The sequence below is a fragment of the Bartonella sp. AR 15-3 genome (genome assembly GCF_002022445.1).
GTDB lineage: Bacteria > Pseudomonadota > Alphaproteobacteria > Rhizobiales > Rhizobiaceae > Bartonella.
This window is the reverse complement of the sequence record NZ_MUYE01000001.1, coordinates 1045477-1071437: the sequence shown is the minus strand read 5'-3', so window position 1 is coordinate 1071437 and position 25961 is coordinate 1045477. Positions and strand designations below refer to the sequence as shown.

General features: G+C 35.8%; 18 protein-coding genes and 3 pseudogenes. 12 read left to right on the top strand and 9 right to left on the bottom strand.

The genetic code is table 11. The features are described 5' to 3' along the window. Nucleotides 1-277: 277 nt before the first annotated feature. The 12 genes and pseudogenes from BAR153v2_RS04780 to BAR153v2_RS04725 all read left to right on the top strand — a co-directional run. Nucleotides 278-721 (top strand): annotated as a pseudogene (locus BAR153v2_RS04780) (winged helix-turn-helix domain-containing protein); the annotation flags it as partial. 3 nt (nucleotides 722-724) lie between these two features. After that, nucleotides 725-2128 (top strand): annotated as a pseudogene (locus tag BAR153v2_RS04775) (ATP-binding protein). Between the two features lie 209 nt (nucleotides 2129-2337). Then, complete coding sequence (locus tag BAR153v2_RS04770) at nucleotides 2338-2760, top strand: hypothetical protein (RefSeq protein WP_078680541.1); 423 nt, start codon at nucleotides 2338-2340, stop codon at nucleotides 2758-2760. A 74-nt stretch (nucleotides 2761-2834) separates the two neighbouring features. After that, nucleotides 2835-3614 carry a tetratricopeptide repeat protein gene (locus BAR153v2_RS04765; protein ID WP_078680540.1) on the top strand — a complete coding sequence of 260 codons (780 nt, stop codon included), beginning with the start codon at nucleotides 2835-2837 and terminating at the stop codon, nucleotides 3612-3614. Nucleotides 3615-3765: 151 nt separating this feature from the next. After that, nucleotides 3766-4263, top strand: coding sequence for a cytochrome c maturation protein CcmE (gene ccmE, locus BAR153v2_RS04760; RefSeq protein ID WP_078680539.1), 498 nt, complete (start codon nucleotides 3766-3768; stop codon nucleotides 4261-4263). Continuing rightward, the gene (locus BAR153v2_RS04755) at nucleotides 4253-6217 is read left to right on the top strand and encodes a heme lyase CcmF/NrfE family subunit (protein ID WP_078680538.1); all 1965 of its coding nucleotides are present in this window, start codon (nucleotides 4253-4255) and stop codon (nucleotides 6215-6217) included. Before ccmE ends, BAR153v2_RS04755 begins: the two co-directional genes overlap by 11 nt. Continuing rightward, entirely contained in the window at nucleotides 6214-6642 is a 429-nt protein-coding gene (locus BAR153v2_RS04750; RefSeq protein ID WP_078680537.1) for a cytochrome c-type biogenesis protein, read from the top strand. Before BAR153v2_RS04755 ends, BAR153v2_RS04750 begins: the two co-directional genes overlap by 4 nt. A 206-nt stretch (nucleotides 6643-6848) precedes the next feature. Continuing rightward, nucleotides 6849-8354, top strand: a complete 1506-nt coding sequence (locus BAR153v2_RS04745) for a Do family serine endopeptidase (protein WP_078680536.1) — start codon at nucleotides 6849-6851, stop codon at nucleotides 8352-8354. A 79-nt stretch (nucleotides 8355-8433) separates the two neighbouring features. Beyond that, nucleotides 8434-9120, top strand: a complete 687-nt coding sequence (locus tag BAR153v2_RS04740) for a response regulator transcription factor (RefSeq protein ID WP_078680535.1) — start codon at nucleotides 8434-8436, stop codon at nucleotides 9118-9120. Beyond that, nucleotides 9117-10508 (top strand): HAMP domain-containing sensor histidine kinase, encoded by a 1392-nt coding sequence (locus tag BAR153v2_RS04735; protein ID WP_078680534.1) that lies wholly within the window; start codon nucleotides 9117-9119, stop codon nucleotides 10506-10508. The genes BAR153v2_RS04740 and BAR153v2_RS04735 overlap by 4 nt, the downstream gene beginning before the upstream one ends. A gap of 94 nt (nucleotides 10509-10602) precedes the next feature. After that, nucleotides 10603-13527 (top strand): bifunctional [glutamine synthetase] adenylyltransferase/[glutamine synthetase]-adenylyl-L-tyrosine phosphorylase, encoded by a 2925-nt coding sequence (locus tag BAR153v2_RS04730; RefSeq protein WP_078680533.1) that lies wholly within the window; start codon nucleotides 10603-10605, stop codon nucleotides 13525-13527. 356 nt (nucleotides 13528-13883) lie between these two features. Beyond that, nucleotides 13884-14450, top strand: coding sequence for a methylated-DNA--[protein]-cysteine S-methyltransferase (locus tag BAR153v2_RS04725; protein WP_078680532.1), 567 nt, complete (start codon nucleotides 13884-13886; stop codon nucleotides 14448-14450). On the opposite strand, the gene BAR153v2_RS04720 is transcribed toward BAR153v2_RS04725, so the two are convergent. The 9 genes and pseudogenes from BAR153v2_RS04720 to thiC form a co-directional block, all read right to left on the bottom strand. Further along, complete coding sequence (locus tag BAR153v2_RS04720) at nucleotides 14447-16756, bottom strand: ATP-binding protein (RefSeq protein ID WP_078680531.1); 2310 nt, start codon at nucleotides 16754-16756, stop codon at nucleotides 14447-14449. The genes BAR153v2_RS04725 and BAR153v2_RS04720 overlap by 4 nt on opposite strands. 296 nt (nucleotides 16757-17052) lie before the next feature. Next, on the bottom strand, nucleotides 17053-19680 hold the full coding sequence (pepN, locus tag BAR153v2_RS04715) for an aminopeptidase N (RefSeq protein WP_078680530.1): 2628 nt from the start codon (nucleotides 19678-19680) through the stop codon (nucleotides 17053-17055). Between the two features lie 83 nt (nucleotides 19681-19763). Further along, nucleotides 19764-20585, bottom strand: a complete 822-nt coding sequence (locus tag BAR153v2_RS04710) for a uracil-DNA glycosylase family protein (protein ID WP_078680529.1) — start codon at nucleotides 20583-20585, stop codon at nucleotides 19764-19766. A 126-nt stretch (nucleotides 20586-20711) separates the two neighbouring features. Further along, nucleotides 20712-21470, bottom strand: coding sequence for a hydroxymethylpyrimidine/phosphomethylpyrimidine kinase (locus BAR153v2_RS04705; RefSeq protein WP_078680528.1), 759 nt, complete (start codon nucleotides 21468-21470; stop codon nucleotides 20712-20714). Continuing rightward, complete coding sequence (locus BAR153v2_RS04700) at nucleotides 21461-22066, bottom strand: thiamine phosphate synthase (protein WP_078680527.1); 606 nt, start codon at nucleotides 22064-22066, stop codon at nucleotides 21461-21463. The genes BAR153v2_RS04705 and BAR153v2_RS04700 overlap by 10 nt, the downstream gene beginning before the upstream one ends. Further along, nucleotides 22063-22836: a thiazole synthase gene (locus BAR153v2_RS04695; RefSeq protein ID WP_078680526.1), complete on the bottom strand. Its 774-nt coding sequence runs from the start codon at nucleotides 22834-22836 to the stop codon at nucleotides 22063-22065. Before BAR153v2_RS04695 ends, BAR153v2_RS04700 begins: the two co-directional genes overlap by 4 nt. Before the next feature lie 4 nt (nucleotides 22837-22840). Next, nucleotides 22841-23038 carry a sulfur carrier protein ThiS gene (thiS, locus tag BAR153v2_RS04690; protein ID WP_078680525.1) on the bottom strand — a complete coding sequence of 66 codons (198 nt, stop codon included), beginning with the start codon at nucleotides 23036-23038 and terminating at the stop codon, nucleotides 22841-22843. Between the two features lie 3 nt (nucleotides 23039-23041). Next, nucleotides 23042-23992, bottom strand: a complete 951-nt coding sequence (locus tag BAR153v2_RS04685) for an FAD-dependent oxidoreductase (protein ID WP_078680524.1) — start codon at nucleotides 23990-23992, stop codon at nucleotides 23042-23044. Further along, a pseudogene (gene thiC, locus BAR153v2_RS04680) lies at nucleotides 23989-25814 on the bottom strand (phosphomethylpyrimidine synthase ThiC). Before thiC ends, BAR153v2_RS04685 begins: the two are co-directional and overlap by 4 nt. Nucleotides 25815-25961 lie beyond the last annotated feature (147 nt).

Sequence of the window (25961 nt, the reverse complement as noted above, 5' to 3'; positions counted from 1 at the left end):
AAAAATTTTCTTTTTTGTGATATTCATAAGCCTTATGGATCTAGATTTTGTTTTAGCAGCTGACTGTATTAAAATAGGAAAAAAAGTTGCTATGCAACAAAGAGGAACATTAACTCGTTCAACACCGAGTGTTGAAGATAGCAAAAATATGTGTGTGGTTGTGATTGTTTTTTCTCTGCATAATGGAGATAAATCACGACGTGTTAAGGTTGTTATTGCTGCCAATTCACTTTTTTCAGGTATAGTGATGCCTATTTTGGAGGTACAAAGCCTTATGATGCTTGTTTTAATGTTAGCAGTGCGTGATCTTTGGTCTGATAAGGTATGTGGTGTTGATGCGGTTGTTGGTGATTATGTCGTTAAGTCATTCCATTTAGAGGAAGTGCTGGTACGGTTGTGTGCTTTAATTCGCCGTTCAATGGGACATGCAACAAATATGTTTTTTGTGGGGAGGTTTTATTAGCTGTTAAAACTTCTCGTGTTTTTATTGGTGGACAATTATTAATTAACATCATATGAATTTCGGCTTCTGTCTTATACCATGCGTCATAGCGATAAGGTAGTTTTAAGGACAGAGTTGATTGAGCACCTTTATGATCAGGATTTTGATAAAGATTCGAATACGATTAAAGTGTTTATAAAGCAGTTGCGTAAAAAACTCGGAGTAGATTTAATTGAGACTGTTCGCGGGCTAAGCTATAGAATAAATAATGTTAGGTGACAAATGAGAGTTTCGAAGAATAATAACCGATTGAAACAGTTATTATTTTATTGAAAAATTTCTCAGTCTGTGTGTTATGATTTTATCAACATTATAAGTCATTATTTCATTTTTATCTATTTCAGCAGTCAGTATTTATTCTATAAGTGTTCAAGCTAACAAAGTTTGGATCGTATTCTTTCTTTTCATCTTTATAGTCTGATTACAGCTGTAACTTTTACATCTGAGGGATGTTTGAAAGGGAAACTTAAATTTGGTGATATTCGTTATTCAGATTCAACATCTGGATGCTATTGAGAGGTTTTGCCTGTATCACTCTAATTGACATGGAAGATTGGTATCACGATTATTAGGAACTAAAGAAATTTTTTCACCAAGCTTTGTTAATGCCCCTTTTAATAGTCAATTTTTTCTCTCTTATCAAATAAAGGTGTAGATGGGGAAAACATGAAAGTTATTGAAAGTGCTGTTATTTTTGATAATCAGAATCATGTTGCTCGTTTTCGCCTTGTTGGAAATATTAATGAAGTGTATGCACAGGTAAATAATTTGTAACAGACTTTGAAATTCTTCTGTGGAGTTTTGGTATAGGTAGTGTTCTGATTAATTTTATTTTTATTTTTTAGTTTTCAGCTATTGAAATGAATTCAACAAACATTGAATGATATTCGCATAGAAAAACTGATTATATAAGTACAGATTTATTGAGTAATGGTATGTTGTTGGCGCAAGAAATGAATGCTCTTATTGATAATAATCAGCGTATTATTGAATGATTTCGAACTCAGGTTGGTAATCTTGCTCATTCATTAAAGGCACCTTTATCAGTTATCATTAATGAAGTCGATAAACATGGCAGAGGAACCAGCCTTCTTATTGCGCGAGCAAGCTAAAATAATGCATACCCAAATTGATCATTATTTGCAGCGTGTCCGGATTGCAGCGCAGCATGATAGTATTGTTTCTCACACGGCTGTTCCGGAAACATTTAATTGTTTGGTTAGGGTCATGAAGAAGCTTAATCCTGGTAAACATATTCAATTTACTATGGATGTTCATGATATATTTTTTTCTGGTGAAAAGGAAAATTTAGAGGAAATTGTGGGTAATGTGATTGAGAATGCTGTTCAGTAGTTTCGCACTAAAATCTTAATCTGTTGTTCTTGAGAAGAAAGTTTTGAAGAAACAGCATTTTTTAGTATGATTATTAAAGATGATGGTCTTAGTTTGACAGAAGAGCAAATTGATAAAGCTTTTAAAAGAGATCAACGGTTTGATGGAAGTAAGCCAGGAACAGGATTAGGATTAGCGATTGTTTCAGGCATGGTCAGTGAATATGGCGGAAGCTTTTCTTTGTCGCGTTCTGAGCTGGGTAGATTATATACAAAAATTGTATTACCAAGATGATAAATGTATTTTCTTTCTCTTGGTGCATATATCAAAGACGACATCTATAATAACAAAGCAATATTTTGTATACAGCTTAGGATAGCAAGTAAAAGTATCTTCGTGCCTTAATAGTTTTCTTTGTATATAATGGAGAATATAAATGAAAATTTTGTTTTTATGGTTTTATAGATATCAGAAAAATTGATGATGAGTTTTATGGTGTCATAATGCAGAAAGTTTTTTTATTATTGGTTGGTATGCTGATTGTCAGTCTGTTAGGATGTAGCCATACATTGAAGTTAGAGACAAGGGATCTCAATGTAGAAGTAGAAGAAGTTAATTCTGATAAGATTAATGGCATGGGGACTGGTCTCCTTGGATCTTCTTTTATGCTATTATCTTTGGGCGATCGTTATAAAGTTTTGCAAGCAGAATATAATGCATTAGAATATGCTAGTGCTGGAAAAAAAGTGCGTTGGATATCTACAAAAAGAGGTATTTTTGGTGAAGTAAGTGCAGGACAATTTTATCAAGTTGGTTCACAAAATTGTCGTCAGTATAGTCATTCTTTTACACTTAATGGTATATCTGAAATAGTTTACGGTAGCGCGTGTCGCAATCCTGATGGAAGCTGGATTCCTCTTATATAAGTGCTACAATTAATATAAGAATATGAAAGAAATTGGTTGTAGTTTTTTGATTTCTATACTGGTGTTAAAGTGATATGCTATTATCGGTCTTAGCTGCATTTTTTTTTACTTTTTTTACAATTATTTTTTTTCTGCTTTTTTATTGTAGAATAAAGCAAGAGAAAATTTCTTTTTTCAGTATTGATCAAATCCAACACTGCGAGAGTAAAACTGATTTTAAACGTTGCACTTTTGACGAAGAAAGTATACGAAAACTTTATAAGCATCCAAAAAGTTTTTGTGCACTTATAGTGCTGAGTCTTTTATTCATTTTTTTTGTAACATGGGGTGTTTATAGTCTAACGGGTAATCCAAGAGTCAAAAGTTATTTTTTTAGTGAACTGATGGAGAGAGAGCCCAATACGTTAAATGAATATGAAAGACTTATCCGTTTAGAAGTACTTTTTTTTCGTATGCCTCATGATGGAAAGATAGCAGATGCATTGGCAGTAGGGTATCTTGAGGCAGGTCGTTTTCAGGATGCTGTGAATACCTATTTATATGCACTTCATTTAAATGGAGAAACAGCTCCAAGACTGGTGGGATATGGTTTAGCGTTAGTTAATTACGAAGGAGGAAGGATTACACAAGAAGCACAGGATGTTTTTCAAAAGGCTGTTAATTTAGCGCCAAAAGATTTTTATCCTCATTTACTTTTAGCGAGCGCTTTTCATCAAGCAGGCCGATCTTCTCAAGCGGTTCAACTTTTGCAAAATTTCCTTAATAAAACACCTAACAATATTAAAGGAAGATCGCGTATTGAAGAAATGATTATTCAGTTGCGTAGTGTTTCTGATGAGCAAGATGTAGACTAGTTTATAATTGCATAATTAGGTGAGTTTATTCAGAGATAGAAAAATACGTATAATAAGTTTTACTTATATCAAAGGATATACAAAGCTATTTTAGTAAAAGGTGGGGCATGTATACAACATACATTGATGAAAATATTTTCATGAGTAGACCATGAACAGTCGACCTTTAAAGGATTTTTATTCACTTGAGCTTGTTTTGCAGAAGCGAAAAAAAAATAGGCTACTTATGATTTTGTCATGTCTTTTTATTATGGCAATTGCTACGGGTTTCATATTGTATACGATTCGTAATACAGTGAATTTTTTTCGCACGCCATCCGACATTACAAGAGAAGATATTTTAACGGGTCGTTCCTTACGTTTAGGTGGTTTTGTTGAAAAAGGAACTGTTGAATACAGTGGAAATATGCAGGTTACCTTTTTTGTAACTGATAGTCTAAAACGTGAAAAGGTTGCTTTTACTGGCATATTACCGGATCTTTTTCGTGAAGGGCAAGGCGTTATTGTGGAAGGATATTTTAATAAACAAAGGCTTTTTATAGGTACGCGTATTTTGGCAAAACATGATGAGACTTATATGTCTAGAGAAATGGCTGATCGCGTAAATAAGTGTCAGAATATGAAGAGGCAATTCGATTGTGCTCGTTGAGTTAGGTCATCTTTTTTTAGCTGCAGCATTGGCAGTTAGCTTGTTGCAGGCATTTGTACCAACTTTTGGTGCTTTACAAGAAAAGCCTTTATTGGCGCAATCAGCAGTGCCGCTAACGTATATCATTTTTATATTATTGCTCTTATCTTTCTTGATTATTGTTTATTCTTATATTGTATCTGATTTTTCTGTTCTTAATGTTGTTGAGAATTCTCATTCAGAAAAGCCAATTCTTTATAAAATCGTTGGTGTGTGGGGTAACCATGAAGGGTCAATGTTATTATGGGTTTTGCTTTTAGCGTTTTTTAGTACATTGATTGCATTATTTTCTCGACAATTACCAGAACAGTTTAAAGCATTAGTTTTAGGTTGCCAAAGTTGGATTATAAGTGCTTTTCTTTTGTTTATTCTCTTTATATCTAATCCATTTATACGTGTTCATCCACCATTATTGCAGGGAAATGATCTTAATCCTGTGTTACAGGATATTTCTTTAGCAATCCATCCTCCACTTCTTTATTTAGGCTATGTTGGTTTTTCGGTTTGTTTTTCTTTTTCAATAGCTGCATTGATTACAGGATATCTTAACAAGATTTGGGCCTATTGGATACGGCCATGGGTTTTGCTTGCGTGGATTTTTTTGACAGTTGGCATTACGGTCGGGTCTTATTGGGCCTATTATGAATTAGGTTGGGGTGGTTATTGGTTTTGGGATCCAGTTGAAAATGTTTCATTGATGCCGTGGCTTTCGGGAACTGCACTTTTACATTCGGTGATTGTTTTTGAAAAAAGAAACTTATTGAGAATCTGGACCTTATTTTTAGCTATTCTTACGTTTTCTCTTTCTCTTATGGGAACTTTTCTTGTTCGTTCGGGTATTTTAATGTCTGTGCATAGTTTTGCTGTTGATCCAACACGTGGGAAGGCAATTCTTGCTATTTTGTTTTTTTTCACAGGAGGTGCGCTTCTTCTTTTTGCTATACGGATGCCTATTTTGAAAACAGGGGGATTTTTTTATCCAGTTTCGCGTGAAGGTTTTATTATTTTAAATAATTTGCTTCTCATAACAGCAACAGCAACAGTTTTAATTGGTACACTCTACCCTTATTTTTTTGAGACATTAACGGGGCAAAAAATTTCTGTAGGCGCTCTTTTTTTTAATTTTACATTTGGACCTTTAATGATGGTACTCTTGCTATTTGTTCCATTTGGCCCGATGATAGCTTGGAAACATGGCGATTTTTTTGCAGTTTTCGAACGATTATGGTTTGTATTTGCATTAGCTTGTGTAGCGTGTTTTATAACATTTTATGTAGATTCTTTACGTGATATTTTTGCCGCTTTAGGCGTTGGACTCGCGGTTTTTGTTTTTTTGGGTGGTTTAGCTGATCTTTGGAGTAAGAGTGGCTATCATAAGGTGCCTTTTTTAGTACGAGTTAAGAGATTTTTGGGATTACCGTTGTCTGTTTTTGGTGCTGCGTTGGCGCATATGGGATTAGGAGTTACATTATTTGGCATTATCTGTGTTGCAACTTTTGGGCAAGAACGTATTTTAATTATGCAAATAGGAGAAACAGTTACGATAGCTGGTAAGACTATTCGTTTTGATGAAGTTCATAATATTGCAGGTTCAAATTATTCGGCAATACAATTTGATTTTAAAATATATGATAACAAAAATATGATAAGTAATGTGATAGCCTCGAAACGTTTTTATTCAAGCCAAAATAGATCAACAACGGAAGTTGGTATCAAAAGTCATGGATTTTCTCAATTTTATATTGCTCCTGGTCGTATAAATGATCAAGGGCTTGTTGTGCATATATGGTGGAAACCTTATGTGATATGTATTTGGTTCGGTGCATTCATGATGGCAGTAGGAGGAGGATTATCTCTTTTAAATTATTGGATGCGTGGAGGTCGGTTGCAATCGATTATAAAGGGATCAAGATGAGGAAGCTTTTCTTTTGGACTTTTACATTCTTTGTTCTCATTTTTCCTATGCAATTAGTGAGAGCGGTAGAGCCAGATGAGATTTTAATGGATCCAGTACTCGAAGCGCGCGCTCGTGATATTTCATCATATTTGCGTTGTCCAGTTTGTCAAAATCAAACAATTGATGATTCAAATACTTCATTAGCACGTGATTTACGTCTTTTAGTTCGTGAACGCTTGAAAGCAGGCGATAATAATCAGCAGGTTATTCATTTTCTTGTTGAGCGGTATGGTGAGTTTATTTTACTAACACCACCATTTAATAAAACGACGTGGTTTTTATGGTTATCACCTTTGATCATAATTATTATTGGTATAAGCTTCATTTTATTTCAAATAAAATGGACAAGCAGAAAGACATTCATCTCTTTTGATGTTAATTAATGGAAGCGGTTTATAATATTATTGCAATTTAATATGGATAAAAGAAAAGCAAGGAATTTAAACGGATAGTTTAGATTTATTATCGTTTGAATTTATTTATCATTGACTTTACAAAACTTTAATAATTTAGACAGGAAACGGTAATATTTACTGTTTTATTGTTAATTACGATATGATTAAAATATTACTGAGTAGGAGCATAAAAAATGGTCAAATCAAATTTTCGTATGATGTTAACAGCAGTAAGTTGTTCTGCGTTTTTAGCAAGTACGATGTTTTTTAATGGATCAAACTTTTGGGTGACAACTACCCATGCAAATCCTGTATTTGTTCCTTCAGTACAACAACAAGGATTTGCAGATGTTGTATCTAAAGTAAAGGCAGCTGTTGTTTCCGTGCAAGTGAAAAGTAATGCCAAAAAAGAAGAACGGTTCTTTAGTAATTTTTTTAGTAATCCAGGGATTGATCAGTTGCCAGATCAACATCCTTTGAAAAGATTTTTTAAAGATTTTTATAATCATACTCTTCCTAATAATAAGCCTTTGAATCGTTCGCGTAAATTTCGTCCTGTAGCCTTTGGATCTGGCTTTTTTATCTCCCCTGATGGTTATATTGTTACTAACCATCATGTAATTGTAGATGGAACGAGCTATTCTGTTATTCTTGATGACGGTACAGAATTTGAGGCAAAACTTATTGGAGCAGATCCCCGAACTGATCTTGCCGTATTAAAAGTAAATGATAAACGGAAGTTTCCATATGTTGGTTTTGCAGATGACTCGACAATTCATGTGGGGGATTGGGTTGTTGCTGTCGGGAATCCATTTGGCCTTGGTGGAACTGTAACAGCAGGTATTGTTTCTGCTCGTGGACGTGATATTGGTGCTGGTGTTTATGACGATTTTATTCAGATTGATGCTGCTGTTAATCGTGGTAATTCTGGTGGTCCAACTTTTAATCTTAATGGACAAGTTGTTGGAATTAATACAGCAATTTTTTCTCCTTCTGGCGGGAATGTTGGGATTGCTTTTGCGATTCCTTCAGCAACAGCGAAACAAGTTGTAAAACAACTTATGGAAAAAGGTTCCGTTCAGCGAGGTTGGATCGGTGTTCAAATTCAACCTGTTACAAAAGAAATTTCTGATTCAATTGGTCTAAAAGAAGCTAAAGGTGCTTTAATTACTGATCCGCTCAAAGGGCCAGCAGCAAAGGCGGGTGTTAAAACAGGTGATGTAATTATTGCGGTTAATGGCGAAAAAATTAATGATGCACGTGATTTAGCAAAGCGTATTGCAAACACTACACCCGGAGAAACTGTTACTTTGGGAATTTGGAGATCAGGTAAAGAGGAAAGTGTTAAGGTTAAGCTTGATTCAATGCCAGCAGATGAGGGACAACGAGAGAGAGCAAAATATTCAAGTGAGCACGGTAATTCAGATGAAACATTAGAAGATTATGGTTTGATTGTAGCTCCTTCTGATGATGGTATGGGATTGGTTGTAACTGATGTGGATTCGGATACAGATGCAGCTGATAGGGGCATACGTCCTGGTGATGTTATCGTAACTGTTAATAATAGACCTGCCAAAAAAGCATCTGATATTACTGATGCAATCAAAGATGCAAAAAAATTAGGGCGAAATGCGGTATTATTGCAAGTGCGAACAAATGATCAGAATCGTTTTATTGCTCTTCCAATTTTAAAAAAATAACATTTATGAGAAGTGAAACAGAAACTTATTGAAATTTCTGTTTCATTAATCATTTAGTAAAATAATGGAGATGCGTTTTATGAAGATACTCATTATCGAAGATGATCGTGAGACAGGGCGTTATCTCGAAAAAGCATTTTTGGAAGCAGGGCATGCAGCTGATATTGCTTATGATGGAGATACTGGTTATGCTTTGGCAGAGACGGTAAATTATGATGTGATGGTTATTGATCGCATGCTTCCATATCGTGACGGTCTTTCTATTGTTACTGAGTTGCGTGCAAAAGGCAACGAAACACCAGTTCTTATTCTTTCTGCTTTAGGCCAGGTTGACGATCGTGTAACCGGTTTGCGTGCGGGTGGAGATGATTATCTGACAAAACCTTATGCTTTTTCTGAGCTTCTTGCGCGTGTTGAAGTTTTACAACGGCGAAAAAATCCGAAAGAAGCAGAAACTGTTTATTGTGTTGGTGATCTCGAACTTGACCGGTTAGCACATATAGTGAAACGTCGTGATAAGAATATTATGTTGCAACCGCGTGAATTTCGCTTACTGGAATATTTAATGCGATACTCTGGACAGGTTGTCACTCGTACGATGCTTTTGGAAAATGTTTGGGATTACCATTTTGATCCGCAAACAAATGTTATTGATGTTCATATATCTCGTTTAAGAGCAAAAATTGAAAAAGATTTTGATGTTCCGCTTTTACATACAGTTCGTGGAGCAGGATATATGCTAAAGGCACCAGAAAAAAAAATATGAACCGTTTAATCAACATGATGCGCACGACTACGTTGAGGCTTTCTGCGCTCTATATTTTGCTTTTTGGATTAGTTGCAGCGGGACTTTCTCTTTATATGACGGCATTCGCTATTTCATTACTGATAGATCAGACGGAGCAAGCTTTACGTGAAGAATTAAGGAATATCGAGAGTACTTATAATTATGGTGGACTCCCTTTATTAATGCGGACTATTAATTATCGTTCACGACAACCAGGGGCTTTTCTTTATCTTGTCACTGATCCAATGGGCCGTGTTTTGGCAGGGAATGTTGCCCATATTGAACCTGGGCTTCTTCAGTATAAGGGCTCTCTTTCTCATTCTTTTTTGTATTCACGCTTTGGAGAAAATGGCCAAATAAATGGACCAAATAAACATCGTGCTTTAGCGTTCATTATTGATTTACCCAATACTATGAAGCTTCTTGTTGGGCGAGATTTGGATGAACCGGAACGGTTTGTAACAGTTATTCGTAAAGCCGTTATGATTGCTCTTGCAGCAATGGTTGGAGGCGCTTTGTTAATATGGTTTTTTATTGGTAGGCGGGCATTACAAAGGATTGATCGTGTAACAGATGCATCACAGCGTTTGATGAATGGTGATTTTAGCGGACGCTTACCTGTTTCTGGGGCGGGTGATGAGTTTGATCGATTATCAGTTAATCTTAATGTTATGTTAGATCGCATTGAAGAATTAAATACCGGTTTGCGTCAGGTATCAGATAATATTGCCCATGACCTTAAGACACCACTAACCCGTCTTCGAAATCGTGCTGAAGAAGCCCTTTTAGGGAAAAAAACAGAGCTTGAATATCGGCAAGTTCTGGATGATGTTATTGCTGAATCGGATTATCTTATTCGTACTTTTAGTGCTATTTTAATGATTTCGCGTATTGAAGCAGGTAGTTCAATTGAGAATCTTGAAATAATGAATATAAAATTGATTCTTGAAGATGCAGTTGAATTTTATGAACCTTTTGCCGAAGAAGCTGGTATTTTACTTCGATTGGGACATACTTTTGATAAAGAGCTCAAGCTGAATCGTGAGCTTATTACACAATCAATTTTTAATCTTATTGATAACGCAATTAAGTATGCATCTATAGGTGAAAAGAAGGCAGAGGTTTCTTTGTCAATGGAGCATGATGGCAGACGTTTGCTTGTTGTAGTTAGTGATAATGGTCCAGGAATTGCAGAAGATAAGCGTGAAAAAGTGATAGAACGATTTGTTCGTCTTGAAGAAAGTCGCACACAACCTGGTTTTGGTATTGGTTTAAGTATAGCAAAAGCTGTTATGAAACTTCATGGAGGCGAATTGTTGCTTGAAAATGCAAATCCAGGATTGAGAGCTGTTTTATTGTTTCCTTAAGTTATTATTGCTTGGTTATTTTATAGGTATTGCCTTATTCTAATTTTGTGATCCAATAAAATGAAAATTAAAATGCTTTCTTGATGGAATGCAGATGAAAACAGCTTTTTTAAAAACACAGCTTTTTCCTTTACGCCCTCTTGATGAGAGTGGTTCGCAGTGGTTGAAAGATATTGAAGAACAAGCAAGGAAAGAGAATTTAGAAGCATTGGTTTCCTATATTGTAGGTGGAGGAGAGCAAGTTGACTTCATCTGTGCGGTTATGACCTTGTCTCCTTTTTTGCGTGGAGTTTTGATAGCAAATCCCTCTTATCTTAGTCCTTTATTGACTGTAGATATAGAAACAAGGCTAAGTCAAATTATAGCAGATATTGCTTCTACTGATAGAGCTGAAATGCTTCATGAAACTTCATTAATGGCAGCTTTAAGGTGCAAAAAAAGAGAAGCACATACTCTTATTGCTTTAGCTGATTTAGCTCGTGTTTTTACTTATAAGGTTTCTTGTGTATGGCTAACACGTCTTGGTGAAGCAGCATTAGGCGCGGCTTTACGTTTTCTTTTGAGAGAAGCACATGATTGCGGAAAAATAAGTTTAGCTAACCGTGATACACCAGAGAAAGATTGTGGTTTAATTGTTTTAGGTATGGGAAAATTTGGTGCTGAAGAACTTAATTATTCTTCTGATATTGATCTGATTATTTTAATTGATGAAATGTCTCCTCATGTGGGAGATCTCTATGAAAGTATTGATATATTTTCAAAAATGGTGCGCCGATTAATCCATATCATTCAAGAACGTACTGCTGAAGGGTATGTTTTTCGGCTCGATTTGCGACTACGACCGGATCCAGGTTCAACACCTTTAGCATTGCCTGTTAGGACTGCTCTGCGTTATTATGAAGGACGTGGTCAAAATTGGGAACGTGCAGCCATGATTAAAGCACGTCCAGTAGCAGGTGATATTGATGCAGGTTTTAATTTTCTTAAAGAACTTTCTCCTTATGTATGGCGAAAATATTTAGACTATGCAGCTATTGCTGATATTCATTCTATTAAACGCCAAATCCATACCTATAAAAATTATGGGAAAATTGCTGCTTATGGTCATAATATTAAGTTGGGACGAGGGGGCATTCGTGAGATTGAGTTTTTTGTGCAAACACAACAGTTAATTGCTGGAGGACGCTTACCTCAATTACGTGGACGTGAAACAGTTGAGATGTTAGCAGAGCTTTGCAAGCTTGGTTGGATTGGAGAGGAAATTAAAGATAGTCTTATAAAAAGCTATACTTTTTTACGTAATGTTGAGCACCGTATTCAAATGCTTGCAGATGAACAAACGCATATTTTGCCAGAAGAAGTTGCTCGATTTACAAGCGTTGCATATTTGATGGGATATCAAGATAGCCGCTGTTTTATTCATGATTTGCTAGAAACACTTTTGATAGTTGAAAAGCATTATGCTGCACTGTTTGAGCATGAGCAAGAACTTGGCTTAGAAATTGGTAACTTGGTTTTTACAGGTGAGGAAGATGATCCTGAAACACTTATTACATTAAGTCGTTTAGGCTTTGAAAGAGCAAGTGATATTTGTCGTATTATGCGGACGTTACATTGTGGGCGTTATAAGGCGACTCAATCTGCTGAAGCGCGTGAAAGATTAACAGAGCTTACACCATCGCTTTTAAAGGCTTTTGGTGCTACCAAAAGAGCAGATGAGACAATGTTGTGTTTTGATAGTTTTTTGCAAGGTTTGCCTTCGGGAATACAGCTTTTTAGTTTGTTGCAATCGAATCCACCACTTTTAGATATGTTGGTTTGTATTATGGGTGCTGCACCACGTCTTGCTGAGATTATTACACGTACACCACACGTTTTCGATGGGATGCTGGATCCAGCAATTTTTTCAGAATTACCAACAAAAAATTATTTAGAAAATCGTTTAAAATATTTTCTTGAAGGTGTCACTACTTGTGAAGAAATTCTTGAACATCTAAGAATTTTTGCTGGTGAACAGCGTTTTTTGATTGGTATTCGGCTTTTGAATGGTACAATTAAGGGAGATAGAGCAGGCCTTGCTTTTACTGCGCTTGCTGATCTCATGATTGCAAAAACACTTATTGCTGTTCAGGAAGAATTTTTTCATCACCATGGCCATATTAAAGGGGGACGTATTGGCATATTAGGTATGGGTAAGTTAGGAAGCTGTGAATTAACTGCAGGATCGGATGTCGATCTTATTTTATTGTATGAACATGACGAAGATATAGAAATGTCTGATGGAGAAAAGCCACTCTATGTCTCTCAATATTATACGCGTTTAACACAACGTTTTGTTTCTGCTTTATCTACTTCTACAAATCAAGGAATTCTTTATACTGTTGATTTAAGACTACGCCCATTGGGTAATAAAGGGCCTATTGCTGTTCCTTTTCAGGTTTTTAGAAAATATCAGCGCCAGGAAGCTTGGATATGGGAACATCTTGCTTTAACCCGTGCAAGGGGCATAGCGGGAGATGCCGATTTTTTGCGAAAATTAGAAAATGAAGTAAGCGCGATTATTGCACGTCCTTGTGATAAAAAGAGAGTTGCAAAAGAAGTGAGTGAAATGCGTGCTTTAATTGAAATAGAAAAACCACCGGCGAATCGATGGGATTTAAAAACTATACCTGGTGGTATTATGGATCTTGAATTTATTGCTCAGTTTGCTCTTATAACTCATGTTATTGATTTTCAAATTGGAGCAACTACAGCTGATATTCTTTCTCGTTTGCCAACGGATTTTCTAAGTCAATCATTGATTTCTGATTTACATTACGCTTATTGTCTTTATACAAATTTGAATCAAATTATACGTCTTTGTTTAAATGGTTCTCTTAATCCTGATGATATACCATCTGGGTTGAGTGACCTTTTGTTGCGTAGTATAGGTGAGCCTGATTTGCCACGTGTTGAAAAATTAATTGAAGAAATAGGACAATCAGTACGTACAATCTTTACACAAGTCATGGGAAGCTAGATATAATGCTCTTATGTAATCACACATTGACTTTTTAGTATAAAAAATCAACGTATGTTAAAATAAGCCATGAATATTATAATATTCCTTATTTCCTTCTGATTAATAAATAAAATTTTTTATTGTCAATCAGTAAGGCAGGTGAGTTTATTAAATAGATAAGCTTTCTTTTAAGCAACTATTCTCCTCTCTATTAACTAAAAGCGGTTGTTAAAAGTACTTCTTATAATTTATCTTTATGTTCAATTTAATTATGCATTTTATATGTAAAATTGTAGCTAAAAGAGTAACAGTATTTCACATTTGGAATAAGGTTATTTGTTTATGGATAGAGGTTTAATTTTTAGGAGATTTTTGTGAATTTAAAGATATCACAAGATATAATAAAGAGGAGAAAAAACAAGAGCAAACAGGCTGTAGTTATTGTGGTAGCTAGGGAAACATCGATAGGGAATCTTACGGTGGTGAAGTCTCATAAAGGTCTTTGTTATATTGCTTTAGGAGATGTAACTACACAGTTGTTTCAAGAATTAGAAGTGCGTTTTACTGATATAAAACACGATGTGGATGATTTTGCATTGCATCAAGATATAGAGTGTATTGTAGAAATGATTGAAACTCCTAAATTGGTGAAGAAACACAATTTTCTATTAGATATAAATGGTACGGTTTTCCAGAAGAAAGTTTGGGCTGCGTTATGTGAAGTACAATGTGGAGAAACAATTTCTTATGAAGAGTTAGCACAAAATATTGGTATGCCAAAAGCATACCGTGCCGTTGCTAATGCATGTGCATGTAATAAATTAGCATTAGTAATCCCTTGCCACCGTGTAGTTCATAAGAATAGTGCTTTGTCTGGTTATCGTTGGGGTATTCAACGCAAACAAATTTTGCTACAACGTGAACGATATTTAAAGAGTTAATTTTGTTGAATTGGCATTATAATCGTTACGATTGTGCCTTTTGCTTCTTTAGAAGTGATTTCTAGTTTCCCTTTATGTAATTCTAGTAAAGAACGGGATATAGCCAGTCCAAGGCCTGAGCCGGGGTGGGTTTTGGTAAATTGATTTTCAACTTGTTCAAAAGGCTGTCCAAGTTTTTTGATTGCTTCTTGAGGAATACCGACACCTGTATCTTTAATACTAAAGATAAGATTATTATTTTTCTGGAAAGCACGGATATCAATACTGCCGCCAGAAGGTGTGAATTTAACAGCATTAGAGATAAGATTAAGAAAAATTTGTTTCATAGCGCGGCAATCAACATTAGCATGAAGTTTTTGTTCAATATTTGTTGTAAGAGAAATCTTTTTCGCTTGTGCTTGTGGTGTTAGCGTACGAATTGTTTCACTGATAATTGGTTCAAGGTTGATATTTTTACGGTCAAGAGTGAATCTTCCAGCTTCGATTTTTGACATATCAAGGATATCGTTGATAAGAGTTAGAAGATGGGTTCCTGAATTATGAATATCATGCACATATTCTTTATAGCGTTGTGAACCGAGGGGGCCAAAGGTAGATTGCAACATGATTTCTGAAAAACCAAGAATAGCATTAAGAGGAGTACGCAATTCATGGGAGATATTGGCTAAAAATTCTGATTTAGCTTTGTTAGCACTTTCGGCTCGCTCTTTTTCTTCTTGTAGGCTTTTATTAAGCTTTTCAACTTCTGTAGCACGTTGTTGAGCATTTCCTCGGGCACGTTTTAGTTCTTGAATAAATGAAAAAAGTCGCCTTTCACTGTCTTCAAATTTTTCTTGTTGTTGTTTAAGTTCAGATATATCAGTACCAACACAAACAAGCCCTCCATCTTGTGTGCGTCTCTCATTAATTTTTAGCCAGTAGCCATCTGCAGTTTGGCGAATACTCGTTAAGTTGCCAGTTTCATCTATTTTGAGAGGATATTCACTGATAGCAGGACGTGACATGGCTTCAACAGTTGCACGTTCGATTCCTGATTGTAGCATCTGTTTAGGGATAGCAGCATATTCACAAAATTTGCTATTAGACATAACTAGACGCCCTTCTGAATCCCACAAAACAAAAGATTCAGAAATATTTTCAATCGCATCACGAATACGAAGATCAGCTTGTGCAGTTTGTTCAACAAATTGATGTTGTTCACTAATATCAAAGGAAATGCCAACCAAGTGAGGTTCTTCTTCATCGGTTACTTCGGCACGAATGCGCATCCATACATAATAGCCTTTAGCGTGACGCATAGGTACATTAATGTCGATATATTTTTTTTTGCTATCCATTAATTCTTGAGCGAGTTCAAAAAAATTGGCATCTTTTGGGTCAATGATAGCAGTAATTTGAGAAATTGATAACAGCGCATTTTGAGGTTCATAGCCAAGCATTTCATACATTGCTCGTGACCAATAAACGCGTCCACTTGCCATATTCCAATCCCATAATCCGCAACGTCCGCGCATCATAGCCATATCAATTCGATTTTGAATTTTTTCTGAAATCAGATCTGTATTACGCGCTCGTATGATTTGGTTATAATAAGCATAGAGAAGAACTAAAATAATACTCACTGTTCCTATAAATAAAGTTATATTTAATGAGAGTTTTTTTTGCCATTCCGTATAGATATGTTTTTTTGTTGCACTAATGAATACCCTATATTGGCCATTGTCTGTTTGGTTGAATGAAGCGAGAGCAAGTTCTTTCCCTATTGTAATTTCTATTATTCCAGTATTTTTTTTGAGAGGCAATGAATCGATATTTTCAGAAATAAAATCTTGTAAAGATTTTTCTGAAATTATTTCTGAATTAGATGAGGTTAAGATATTTCCATTGCTATCAAGGATAGCTATCATAGGATTGATGTTAGGAAAGCTGTGATGATGAAAGTTTATCAAAATATTTTGTAAATGATTATGAGAAAGACCAGCTACTTTTTTTGGTTGAGTAAAAGCCAGTAAATCATAGTTGATTTTATTTACGATAGAGGAGGATAAAAGAGAAAGCGTAGAGCGCGCATTATTGTCAATTGTATGGCGCCAATCATAAAGTGATGCAAAGCGTATTATTGCTAATACAATCAAAGATATAATAATGGCGAACGGAATAGAACGTCGCAACCAAGGTTCGATAAAGAGGAGTTTCTGGTAAGTTGAACTAGAAATACCTGCTACTCCTACCTTGCAGTTTGAAGTGCTTGGTTTTGAATCAGAACGCATTCTTGTGGCCGCGTTATACGCGTCCAATTTAGCCATTTCTGGGGTCCTTTAATCATGAATAATGTAACTAGCAAACTGTTTTGGTACTTATAACAGTTCAACAAGCCTAATGAATCAAAACAAGAGTCTTCTGTCTAGTCTTTTTTTTTAAAAAAAAGAATAATTTTACTCTAATGAGTATAAATTGTGAAACTTAAAAGAACTTTAATATTACTTATAAACAGGTTAGAATAGCTTATTTATAGGCTTATTTTTATGAAAGCCTCAAAAGAACTAAATTCGATTCATTAATAGAGCAATATTACAACGATTTAATTATCAATATTTTTATTTTAGGCAAGGATACGATTAATAATATCCGTCACATCGCTTGATAATTTTGCTGCTGTTGCGATTGTTTTTAATGCAGATTCGAGTTTTTTCTGTCGAATAGGTTCCAATTGTTTCCAAGAGCGCATAATTGTTAATAATCGTGAAGCAAGTTGTGAATTTTTAGGGTCAATTTCTAAAATAGTTTGGCATAGGAAATGATAAGATGCACCATCAATCCTGTTAAAACCCGTTTGGTTACCAGAGGCAAAAGCGCCAATCAAAGCACGTACTCTATTAGGATTATCTTGTGAAAAAAGCGGATGTGTTATGAGTTTTTGAACACGATCAAGTGTTGATGCTCCTGCAACCATTGCTTGAATTGAAAACCATTTATCCATGACCAAAGGATCATGATAATATCGATTCTCAAAATCGTTTAAAGCATTTTGCGCTTGTTCGCTTTTGTTAAAGCGTTGTACTAAAATTGTTATGCTGGCAATACGATCGGTCATATTATCAGACACTGCATATTGTGTGGCAGCACGCTTTGGATTAGCTTCGGCAATAGAGAGATAGTCTAATATAGTATTGCGTAGTGCTCTTTTTCCAGTTTGTTTAGCATTTGGCGAATAAGATTCTTGTACCTGCATCTGTACATAGAATTTTGTGAAAAGTTCTTGATGGGTGTGTGCAATAGAAGCTAAAAATTGATTACGTACATCATAGATTCGATCTGGATCGATATTTTTCCCAATTGCGTGTGCAAGTTCACTTTCACTTGGTAAATTTAAACAAAATGCCCGAAATTCCGGCTCTAGGCTTTCATCTTTGATGATGGTTTTAATCAGCTTTAATAAGTTAGAGGGCATGGTTGCTTTTTCGAGTGTTTTATCTTGAATGGCTCTAATAAGGGCTTGTGTTATTAGAGTATTCAGTGACTGCCAACGATTGATTTGATTGCTATCATTTTGAGCAAGAAAAATCAGTTCGTTTTCATTAAATGGAGTTTGTAAAATAATAGGGGCAGAAAAATCTCTCAGGAGTGATAAGACAGGTTTATCATGCAGTTCTTTTAATTGAAAGGTTTGAGCTTCCTTAGAAAGTAACATAACATCTGATTGAATAGTTGTATCACCTTCATAGGTGAGTGATTGTCCCTCAGGTCCTAATAGACCAAAGGCAATAGGGATAAGCATGGGTTCCTTATTATTTTGGTGTGGTGTTGGTGGAATATATTGCTTTGCATGAATTGTTAAAGTACCATCATTATAGTAGCTATCAATTTCTACATGAGGGGTGCCTGCTTGTTCGTACCATAGCATAAATTGTGAGAAATCTTGGTCCGATACTTCAGCAAAACAAGCGATAAAATCTTCAATAGTACAAGCTTGTCCATCATGACGTTGAAAATAGAGATCCATACCTTTACGAAAGAGTACAGCGCCTAATATAGTACGTATCATACGCACTACTTCTGCTCCTTTTTCATAGATAGTTGTAGTATAAAAATTATTGATTTGACTATATTGACGGGGGCGTACAGGATGAGAAAGAGGACCAGAGTCTTCAGGAAATTGCGTAGCTTTCAACGTTTTTATGTTTTCAATCCTTTGCAGACTACGTATATTTTGATCTGCAGAAAATTCCTGATCACGGTAGACAGTTAATCCCTCTTTTAAACAAAGTTGAAACCAGTCACGACAGGTAATGCGATTACCAGTCCAATTGTGGAAATATTCATGTGCAATGATGCGTTCAATATTTCTATAATCTTTGTCCGTTGCTGTTTCAGGATCTGCAAGAACATATTTATCATTAAAGATATTAAGACCTTTGTTTTCCATTGCACCCATATTAAAGTCAGAGACAGCGACAATATTGAAAACATCTAAATCATATTCACGCCCGAAACATTGTTCATCCCAATGCATGGAACGTTTGAGGGCATCCATAGCATAAATCGCTTGTTTAGTTTTACCTTTTTCCACATAGATACCAAGTTTGATATATCGTCCGGAAGCTGTGATAAAATGATCTTCAAGTTTGTCAAGATTTCCACCAACTAAAGCAAAAAGATAAGATGGTTTTGGATGAGGATCCTCCCAAAGAGCAAAATGCCTGTTATTCTCAAGAGTTCCTGTTTCAATGAGGTTACCATTAGAAAGTAAGATTGGAATCGTTTGAGAATCTGCTTCAATTTTTACTGAATAGGTAGAAAGAATATCGGGACGGTCATAAAAATAAGTAATGCGACGAAAGCCTTCTGCTTCGCATTGTGTACAGTAAACACCATTTGAAAGATAAAGTCCCATAAGTTGATGGTTACTTTTAGGATTCAATTCTGTCACTATTTGTAATGTGAAAGGAGTTGCGGGAGGAGCAATAATTTCTAAGTTCGAAGGAGTGCTTTTATAAGCATTTTGGGCTAATTTTTCTCCATTGATAGTAACAGAAACTAATGTCAGTTCGTCACCGGAAAGTATAAGGGGCGTTAACTCTTTTGTATGTTTACGAGGTTCAATAGATAATGTTGCTTGGACGACAGTTTTTGTTGGTTCCAGACAGAAATTAAGTTGTGTTTTAGGTATAGCATAGGGTGTTTGTTGGTAATCTTCTAAATGATAAACAGGAATTATTTCTTGCTTCATAATTGTTTTCCTTGCTATATTGGGGGAGGTTAATTTGTTGAAAGGCCACTTATTTATTAAGAAAAGGCAGAATTTAAAAATGATTAAAGATTATTTAAACGGTTTTTTACTTCTAAAAAGTCTATCCATGTGAGCTTTTTTTGACTAGGCGTTCGTAAAAGATAAGCAGGATGAAAAGTTGGCATAACAGGTATTTTAAGATCTTCATTTTCATAAGTAAGCCATTTTCCTCTTATTCGAATAATGCCACTCTGAATTCCCGTAAAAAATTGCACGGCAGTGCTTCCCAGCGCTATGAGAATACGAGGCTTTGCTAATAAAATTTGACGTTCAATAAAAGGGCGACATAATGCAATTTCGCGTGGTGTTGGTGTGCGGTTTCCTGGTGGACGCCAGGGAATAGTATTTGCTATATAAACATTTTGTCTTGTGAGACCAATTGATGCGAGTATTTTGTTGAGTAGTATGCCTGCTTTTCCTACAAATGGAATTCCTTGTATATCTTCTTCTCGTCCTGGAGCTTCTCCTATGAGCATAAGAGGACTTCCTGCTGTTCCATCAGAAAAACAGGTATTTTGGGCTGTTAGTTTTAATAAGCAGCCGTTAAAAGAAAGAAGGGCAGATTTCAGCTCATCAAGTGTTTGAGCATTTTTTGCTATCTCTACAGCTGAGAGCACGGGTTGCGTTTTATCCGGATTATTAAGTAAAGGAGTATGCGATTTTATAGTTGGTGATATTTTTTGATGATAGGAGATATCGCATGCTTGGTTTAATTGCGGTTCTAAAGGGATAGCTTGATTAAAGTGATCAATAGGAACATCAGTAAGCGCAGTGTCAACACCACTTTCTTTATAGAAGCTGAGTAGATCTTCATTTAAGATTACATCTTTATCTTTTTTTGACATTTTTCTTTTTGCTTTGTATTGATCTATAAAGCAATAGACTAAGAAGGATTATTCTTCAAGATTTATAATATGTTTATTGCGAATAGAAGTTCAGTATATTTTCGGAAAATGGAGTGGTATTAGATTTTAATGATCCTTTTGACAATGCTCCAGAAATAATGTGTAAGTGTATGCTTTCGCATTTTTTATGGCTTCAATCATCGATTGTTTTAACGCTAGATTTGCAGCAATAGCGCTTGAAAGAATGCAACCTGTTCCGCGCATTGTTCCTTTTAAACGCGGAGAGGAAATATTTATAACTTCAGTTTTGTTAATTAAGCTGTCTGTTGCGAAATTACTTTCGGTATGTCCACCTTTTATTAATATATGGCGTGGACCAAATGAAAGAAGTTTTTGTGCTTGGTGGATTGCTTCTTCATGATTAGAAGTCAAAGAGCTTTTACTGAGAAGAGCGAGCTCTGCCATATTGGGTGTTAAAAGATCAATGTGAGGAAGCAATTTATTGAGCATAATATCTGTGATTTTTTCTGTGGTAAGTTGCCCTCCTGATGAGGCAATAAGCACGGGATCAAGAATGGTTGGAATATGGTGATAATCTTTTAAGATATCACAGATCCCTTCTATAATTGCTTGGGTTCCTGTCATACCGATTTTGATTGCATGTATTGAATTGTTTTTGAGGGCAATACGCATTTGTGCAGCAACAGTTTCTTTGCTCATGGGCACAATTTCAGCAACATGGTTGTTATCTTGTACGTTGACAGCTGTGATGGCTAAACTTGCTTTTGTTTGAAAATGTGTTGCTGTTTCTATATCACGAACAATACCGGCTCCTCCTGTTGGATCAGTACCTGCAACAATAAGTATAGAAGGCATTAGCGCCATGCTTGAGTCACCTTTATCCACTGTTGGACACGTTCTTCTGGCTTTTTATTTAAAATAACATCAGTGACAACAGCGGCACTATTTGCTCCAACTGTTAAAATATTGATTGCACGTTCTGGTGTTAAACCACCAATACCTACTAAAGGCAAAGAACCAATTTTCTTTCGCCATTGCTTGATTTTTTCTAGTCCTTGTGGAGCCCATTTCATTTTTTTAAAAATTGTTGGATAAATAGGACCAAGTGCAATATATTCAGGAGATATAGATAAACTTATATCTAATTCGTGTTCATCATGAGTGCTAAGGCCCAATTTTATATCACTTTTACGGATTGCCAAAATATCAGCATTTTTTAAATCGTCTTGTCCAAGGTGAATAAAATCACATTTTTCGTCAATGGCTATTTTCCAATAGTCGTTAATGACTAACTGGGCTTTAAATTTATTACATATATTCTTTGCTCGTTTTATATGTTGAATAATTGTTTCTGTATCTTCATCTTTTATGCGTAATTGTATCAGCTTAATCCCAAAGGGAACTAAACGTTCAACCCAATCTGCACTATCAACAATGAGATAAAATGGGTCAAGTTTCATGAAAATATTGCTTTTCCAATAACTGGTGTTGAAGGAACTGCTACGTTGCGTGCTTCAAGTAATCCTGCTTTGTAACCCATACGTCCTGCTGTAATAGCTTTAGAAAATGCTTCAGCCATTAATACAGGATCACCAGCTTTAGCAATAGCTGTATTGAGTAGTACTGCATCATAGCCAAGCTCCATAGCAATGGTAGCATGTGATGGACGTCCAATACCAGCATCGATAACAAGAGTAAGATCAGGAAGATATGCACGGATAGAACGTAATCCATCAGTATCACGGGGACCTTTAGCAGATCCAATAGGCGCACACCAAGGCATAATGACACGGCAGCCAACTTCAAAGAGTTTTTCAGCAACAATAAGATCGTCTGTTGTATAGGCAAAAATTTGAAATCCTTCATTATTTAAAATTTGCGCTGTTTCGACTAAAGTAAAAACATTTGGCTGTAATGTATCTGGATTACCAATAACTTCTAATTTAATCCAATGCGTTTTAAAGAGATCTCGTGCTAATTGGGCTGTTGTTACTGCTTCCTTAACAGTATAACAGCCAGCAGTATTCGGCAGCACAGTTACGTCAAGCTCTTTAAGAAATTGCCAAAATTGTCCGCTCTGTTTTCCTCCTGCAGTTTCTCGGCGTAATGAAATTGTTATAATTTCTGTACCAGATTTATGAATAGCTTTACGAAGAACTTCTGGTGAGGGATATTGACCTGTACCTAATAAAAGACGGGAAGAGAATTCGCGTCCATAAAAATTCAACATCGCTTTAGCCTCCTTGCATTGGACTTAGAATTTCAATTCTATCTCCTTCGTGCAAGACAAATTGATTTCGTTCATCAACAGAAACAACTTCAGCATTAACAGCTGTTGCTAACCAATTACCTTCATAACCTAATTCGTCAAGAAGTAATTTGAGGGAGGTTACTTTTGTTTCAATTATTTCACCGTTAACAGATATTTTCATGTTTTATTCCAACGCTAATTTTACTGCTTGTTTTGCCATTTCTGGAGATAAAAGGAAACCATGTCTATAAAATCCATTAATAGAAATATGATTATCATGTTTGTGAACATAAGGTAAATTATCAGGATAGCACGGGCGAATACCAACACCAGATTCAATAATTTCTGCTTCAGCAAAGGCAGGGTGAAGAGTATAAGCTGCGTTAAGAAATTCCATCATTGATCTTGCTGAGATAGCACCACTAAAGTCACTTTCAATCATTGTTGCTCCAATCATAAAGACATTATTTTGTCTAGGGACTACATAGAGTGGAGTACGTGGGTGGAGAAGACGAATTGGACGAGAAATTTTAATATCTGTGCTGCGTACTAGAAGCATTTCACCGCGAACTCCTCGTATATTTTTGTCTTTGCCTAAACGTGCTATCCCTGTTGCATCAATGACAGTATTAAAATTCTCTTCGCATATTCCTATATCAACAAAACAAGCTCCATTTTTTATAAGAATCTCTTTTAAAGTGATCAGTGCTTTGCGTGGATCAATGTGCGCTTCAGTTTCGTAAAAAAGTGCACGGTTAAAACGTCCAGCAAGATCGGGTTCAAGATGTGCTATTTCTGTATTGTCTATGATTTTGTGATTATTTGTACGCATTGAGAAGCGTTCGAGCTCTGTTATATCTCGCGTAGGAGCAACAACCAGAGTACCTTTTTGTGCTACAATATCAGGAAGTATTTCTTTCCACCATTGCATAGCTTGTATACCAAGATCTTCGATGATTTGTTCAGAGCTTTCTTTTTCACAGTAAGGTGCTAACATACCTCCTGCATACCAGCTTGCGGTCCCTATAGGAGAATGGAGAGGGGCAGATACAGTGACAGGGATACCTTTTCGTTGTAGCATAAAAGCAGCTGTTAAACCGCCTATACCTGCACCTTTGATAAGAATATTTTTCAATTGTTTGCTTTCTCTTTTCTAGAGGGAGCATTTTCTATGTAGAGATCACCATTTTTTTGATATTTTTCAGCCATAGCAATCATACCTTCTTTTTTTCTTTTTGTTGCTACACCACGGATATCATGGGAAATACGCATTGAGCAGAATTTAGGTCCACACATAGAGCAAAAATGCACCAATTTATGCGCATCTTTAGGCATTGTTTCATCGTGAAAAGAGCGTGCTGTATCTGGATCAAGAGAAAGATTAAATTGATCACGCCATCGAAAGTCAAATCGTGCACGTGAAAGGATATTATCGCGCAATTGCACTCCGGGCAAACCTTTAGCAAGATCGGCGGCATGAGCCGCAATTTTATAAGTAATTACCCCAGTTTTTACATCATTTTTATCTGGTAGCCCTAGATGTTCTTTAGGTGTTACATAGCAAAGCATGGCAGTACCAAACCAACCAATCATGGCGGCACCAATCGCTGATGTTATATGATCATATCCAGGAGCAATGTCAGTTGTAAGAGGGCCCAAAGTATAAAAAGGTGCTTCATGGCAGAGGATTAATTGTTTTTCCATATTTTCTTTAATTTTATGCATTGGTACATGACCAGGTCCTTCAATCATAACCTGTACATCTTTTTCCCATGCAACTTTTGTTAGTTCTCCCAAAGTTTTAAGTTCTGCAAATTGGGCTTCATCGTTTGCATCCGCAATAGAGCCTGGACGCAATCCATCTCCTAATGAAAGAGAGACATCATACATGCGTGCAATGTCACAAATTTCATCAAAATGTTCATATAAAAAATTTTCTTTATGGTGATGAAGACACCACTTAGCCATAATAGAGCCACCTCGTGAAACAATACCTGTTATGCGATTAATTGTTAGGGGATGAAGGGTAATCTTAATCCTGCATGAATAGTAAAATAATCAACACCCTGTTCTGCTTGTTTAATTAAAGTGTCACGAAAAATATCCCATGTTAAATTTTCGGCAATGCCATGTACTTTTTCGAGTGCTTGATAAATCGGGACAGTTCCAATGGGAACAGGAGAGTTACGAATAATCCATTCACGAATATTATGAATATTACGACCTGTTGAAAGATCCATAACTGTATCCGCACCCCAACGAATGGCCCAAATCATCTTTTCAACTTCTTCTGCCATAGATGAAGTAACTGCTGAATTACCGATATTAGCATTAATTTTAACACGAAAATTACGCCCAATAATCATTGGTTCGCATTCTGGGTGATTGATATTTTTAGGAATAATAGCGCGTCCGCAAGCAATTTCATTACGAACAAACTCTGCAGTATAGGTTTCTGGTATTGATGCGCCGAATGTTTCACCCGATATTTTTTTTTGATCTTTTGCTACCAAACCTTCATTTTCACGTATAGCAACATATTCCATTTCTGCGGTAATAATACCTGCACGTGCATAAGCCATTTGTGTAACTGCTTTATCATTTTTTGCGCGGAAAACAGGGCGAATTTGTTCAAAAGTTGGTGCAAGATTTTTATCATGAGTAAAACCATTATCTGCAGGTTGAATTAATCGAGCCGGATAGGATTCGATATCAGAACGTTCGGATAGCCAAGGTGTGCTAATGTCAGGCAATCCTTTTGTAATATCAAGAGTTGCATCTTCATCGGTATAAGGACCTGAAGTATCATAAACCTTTAAAGTTTTTTCATGATTATTATCTACCAGAGAAATCTCACGGAATGGTACGTGCACGTTGGGAAAGAGAAGGCTCTTTTGATAAATTTTGCGTGAAGCGGGGAACGGAGAAAAACTAATTAATGGAGTGTTTTTTTGCACAAACTTTTTCCTTATAGATTCGTAGTGAAAAAACGCTTTTGCAAGGTTATCAGGGATGCGTTCAACTCAATAAATTAAAGATTATGCACAATATCATTTTTTGTATCAATACAGATTTGATAAAGTTCAGAAAATTTATTTTGAGTA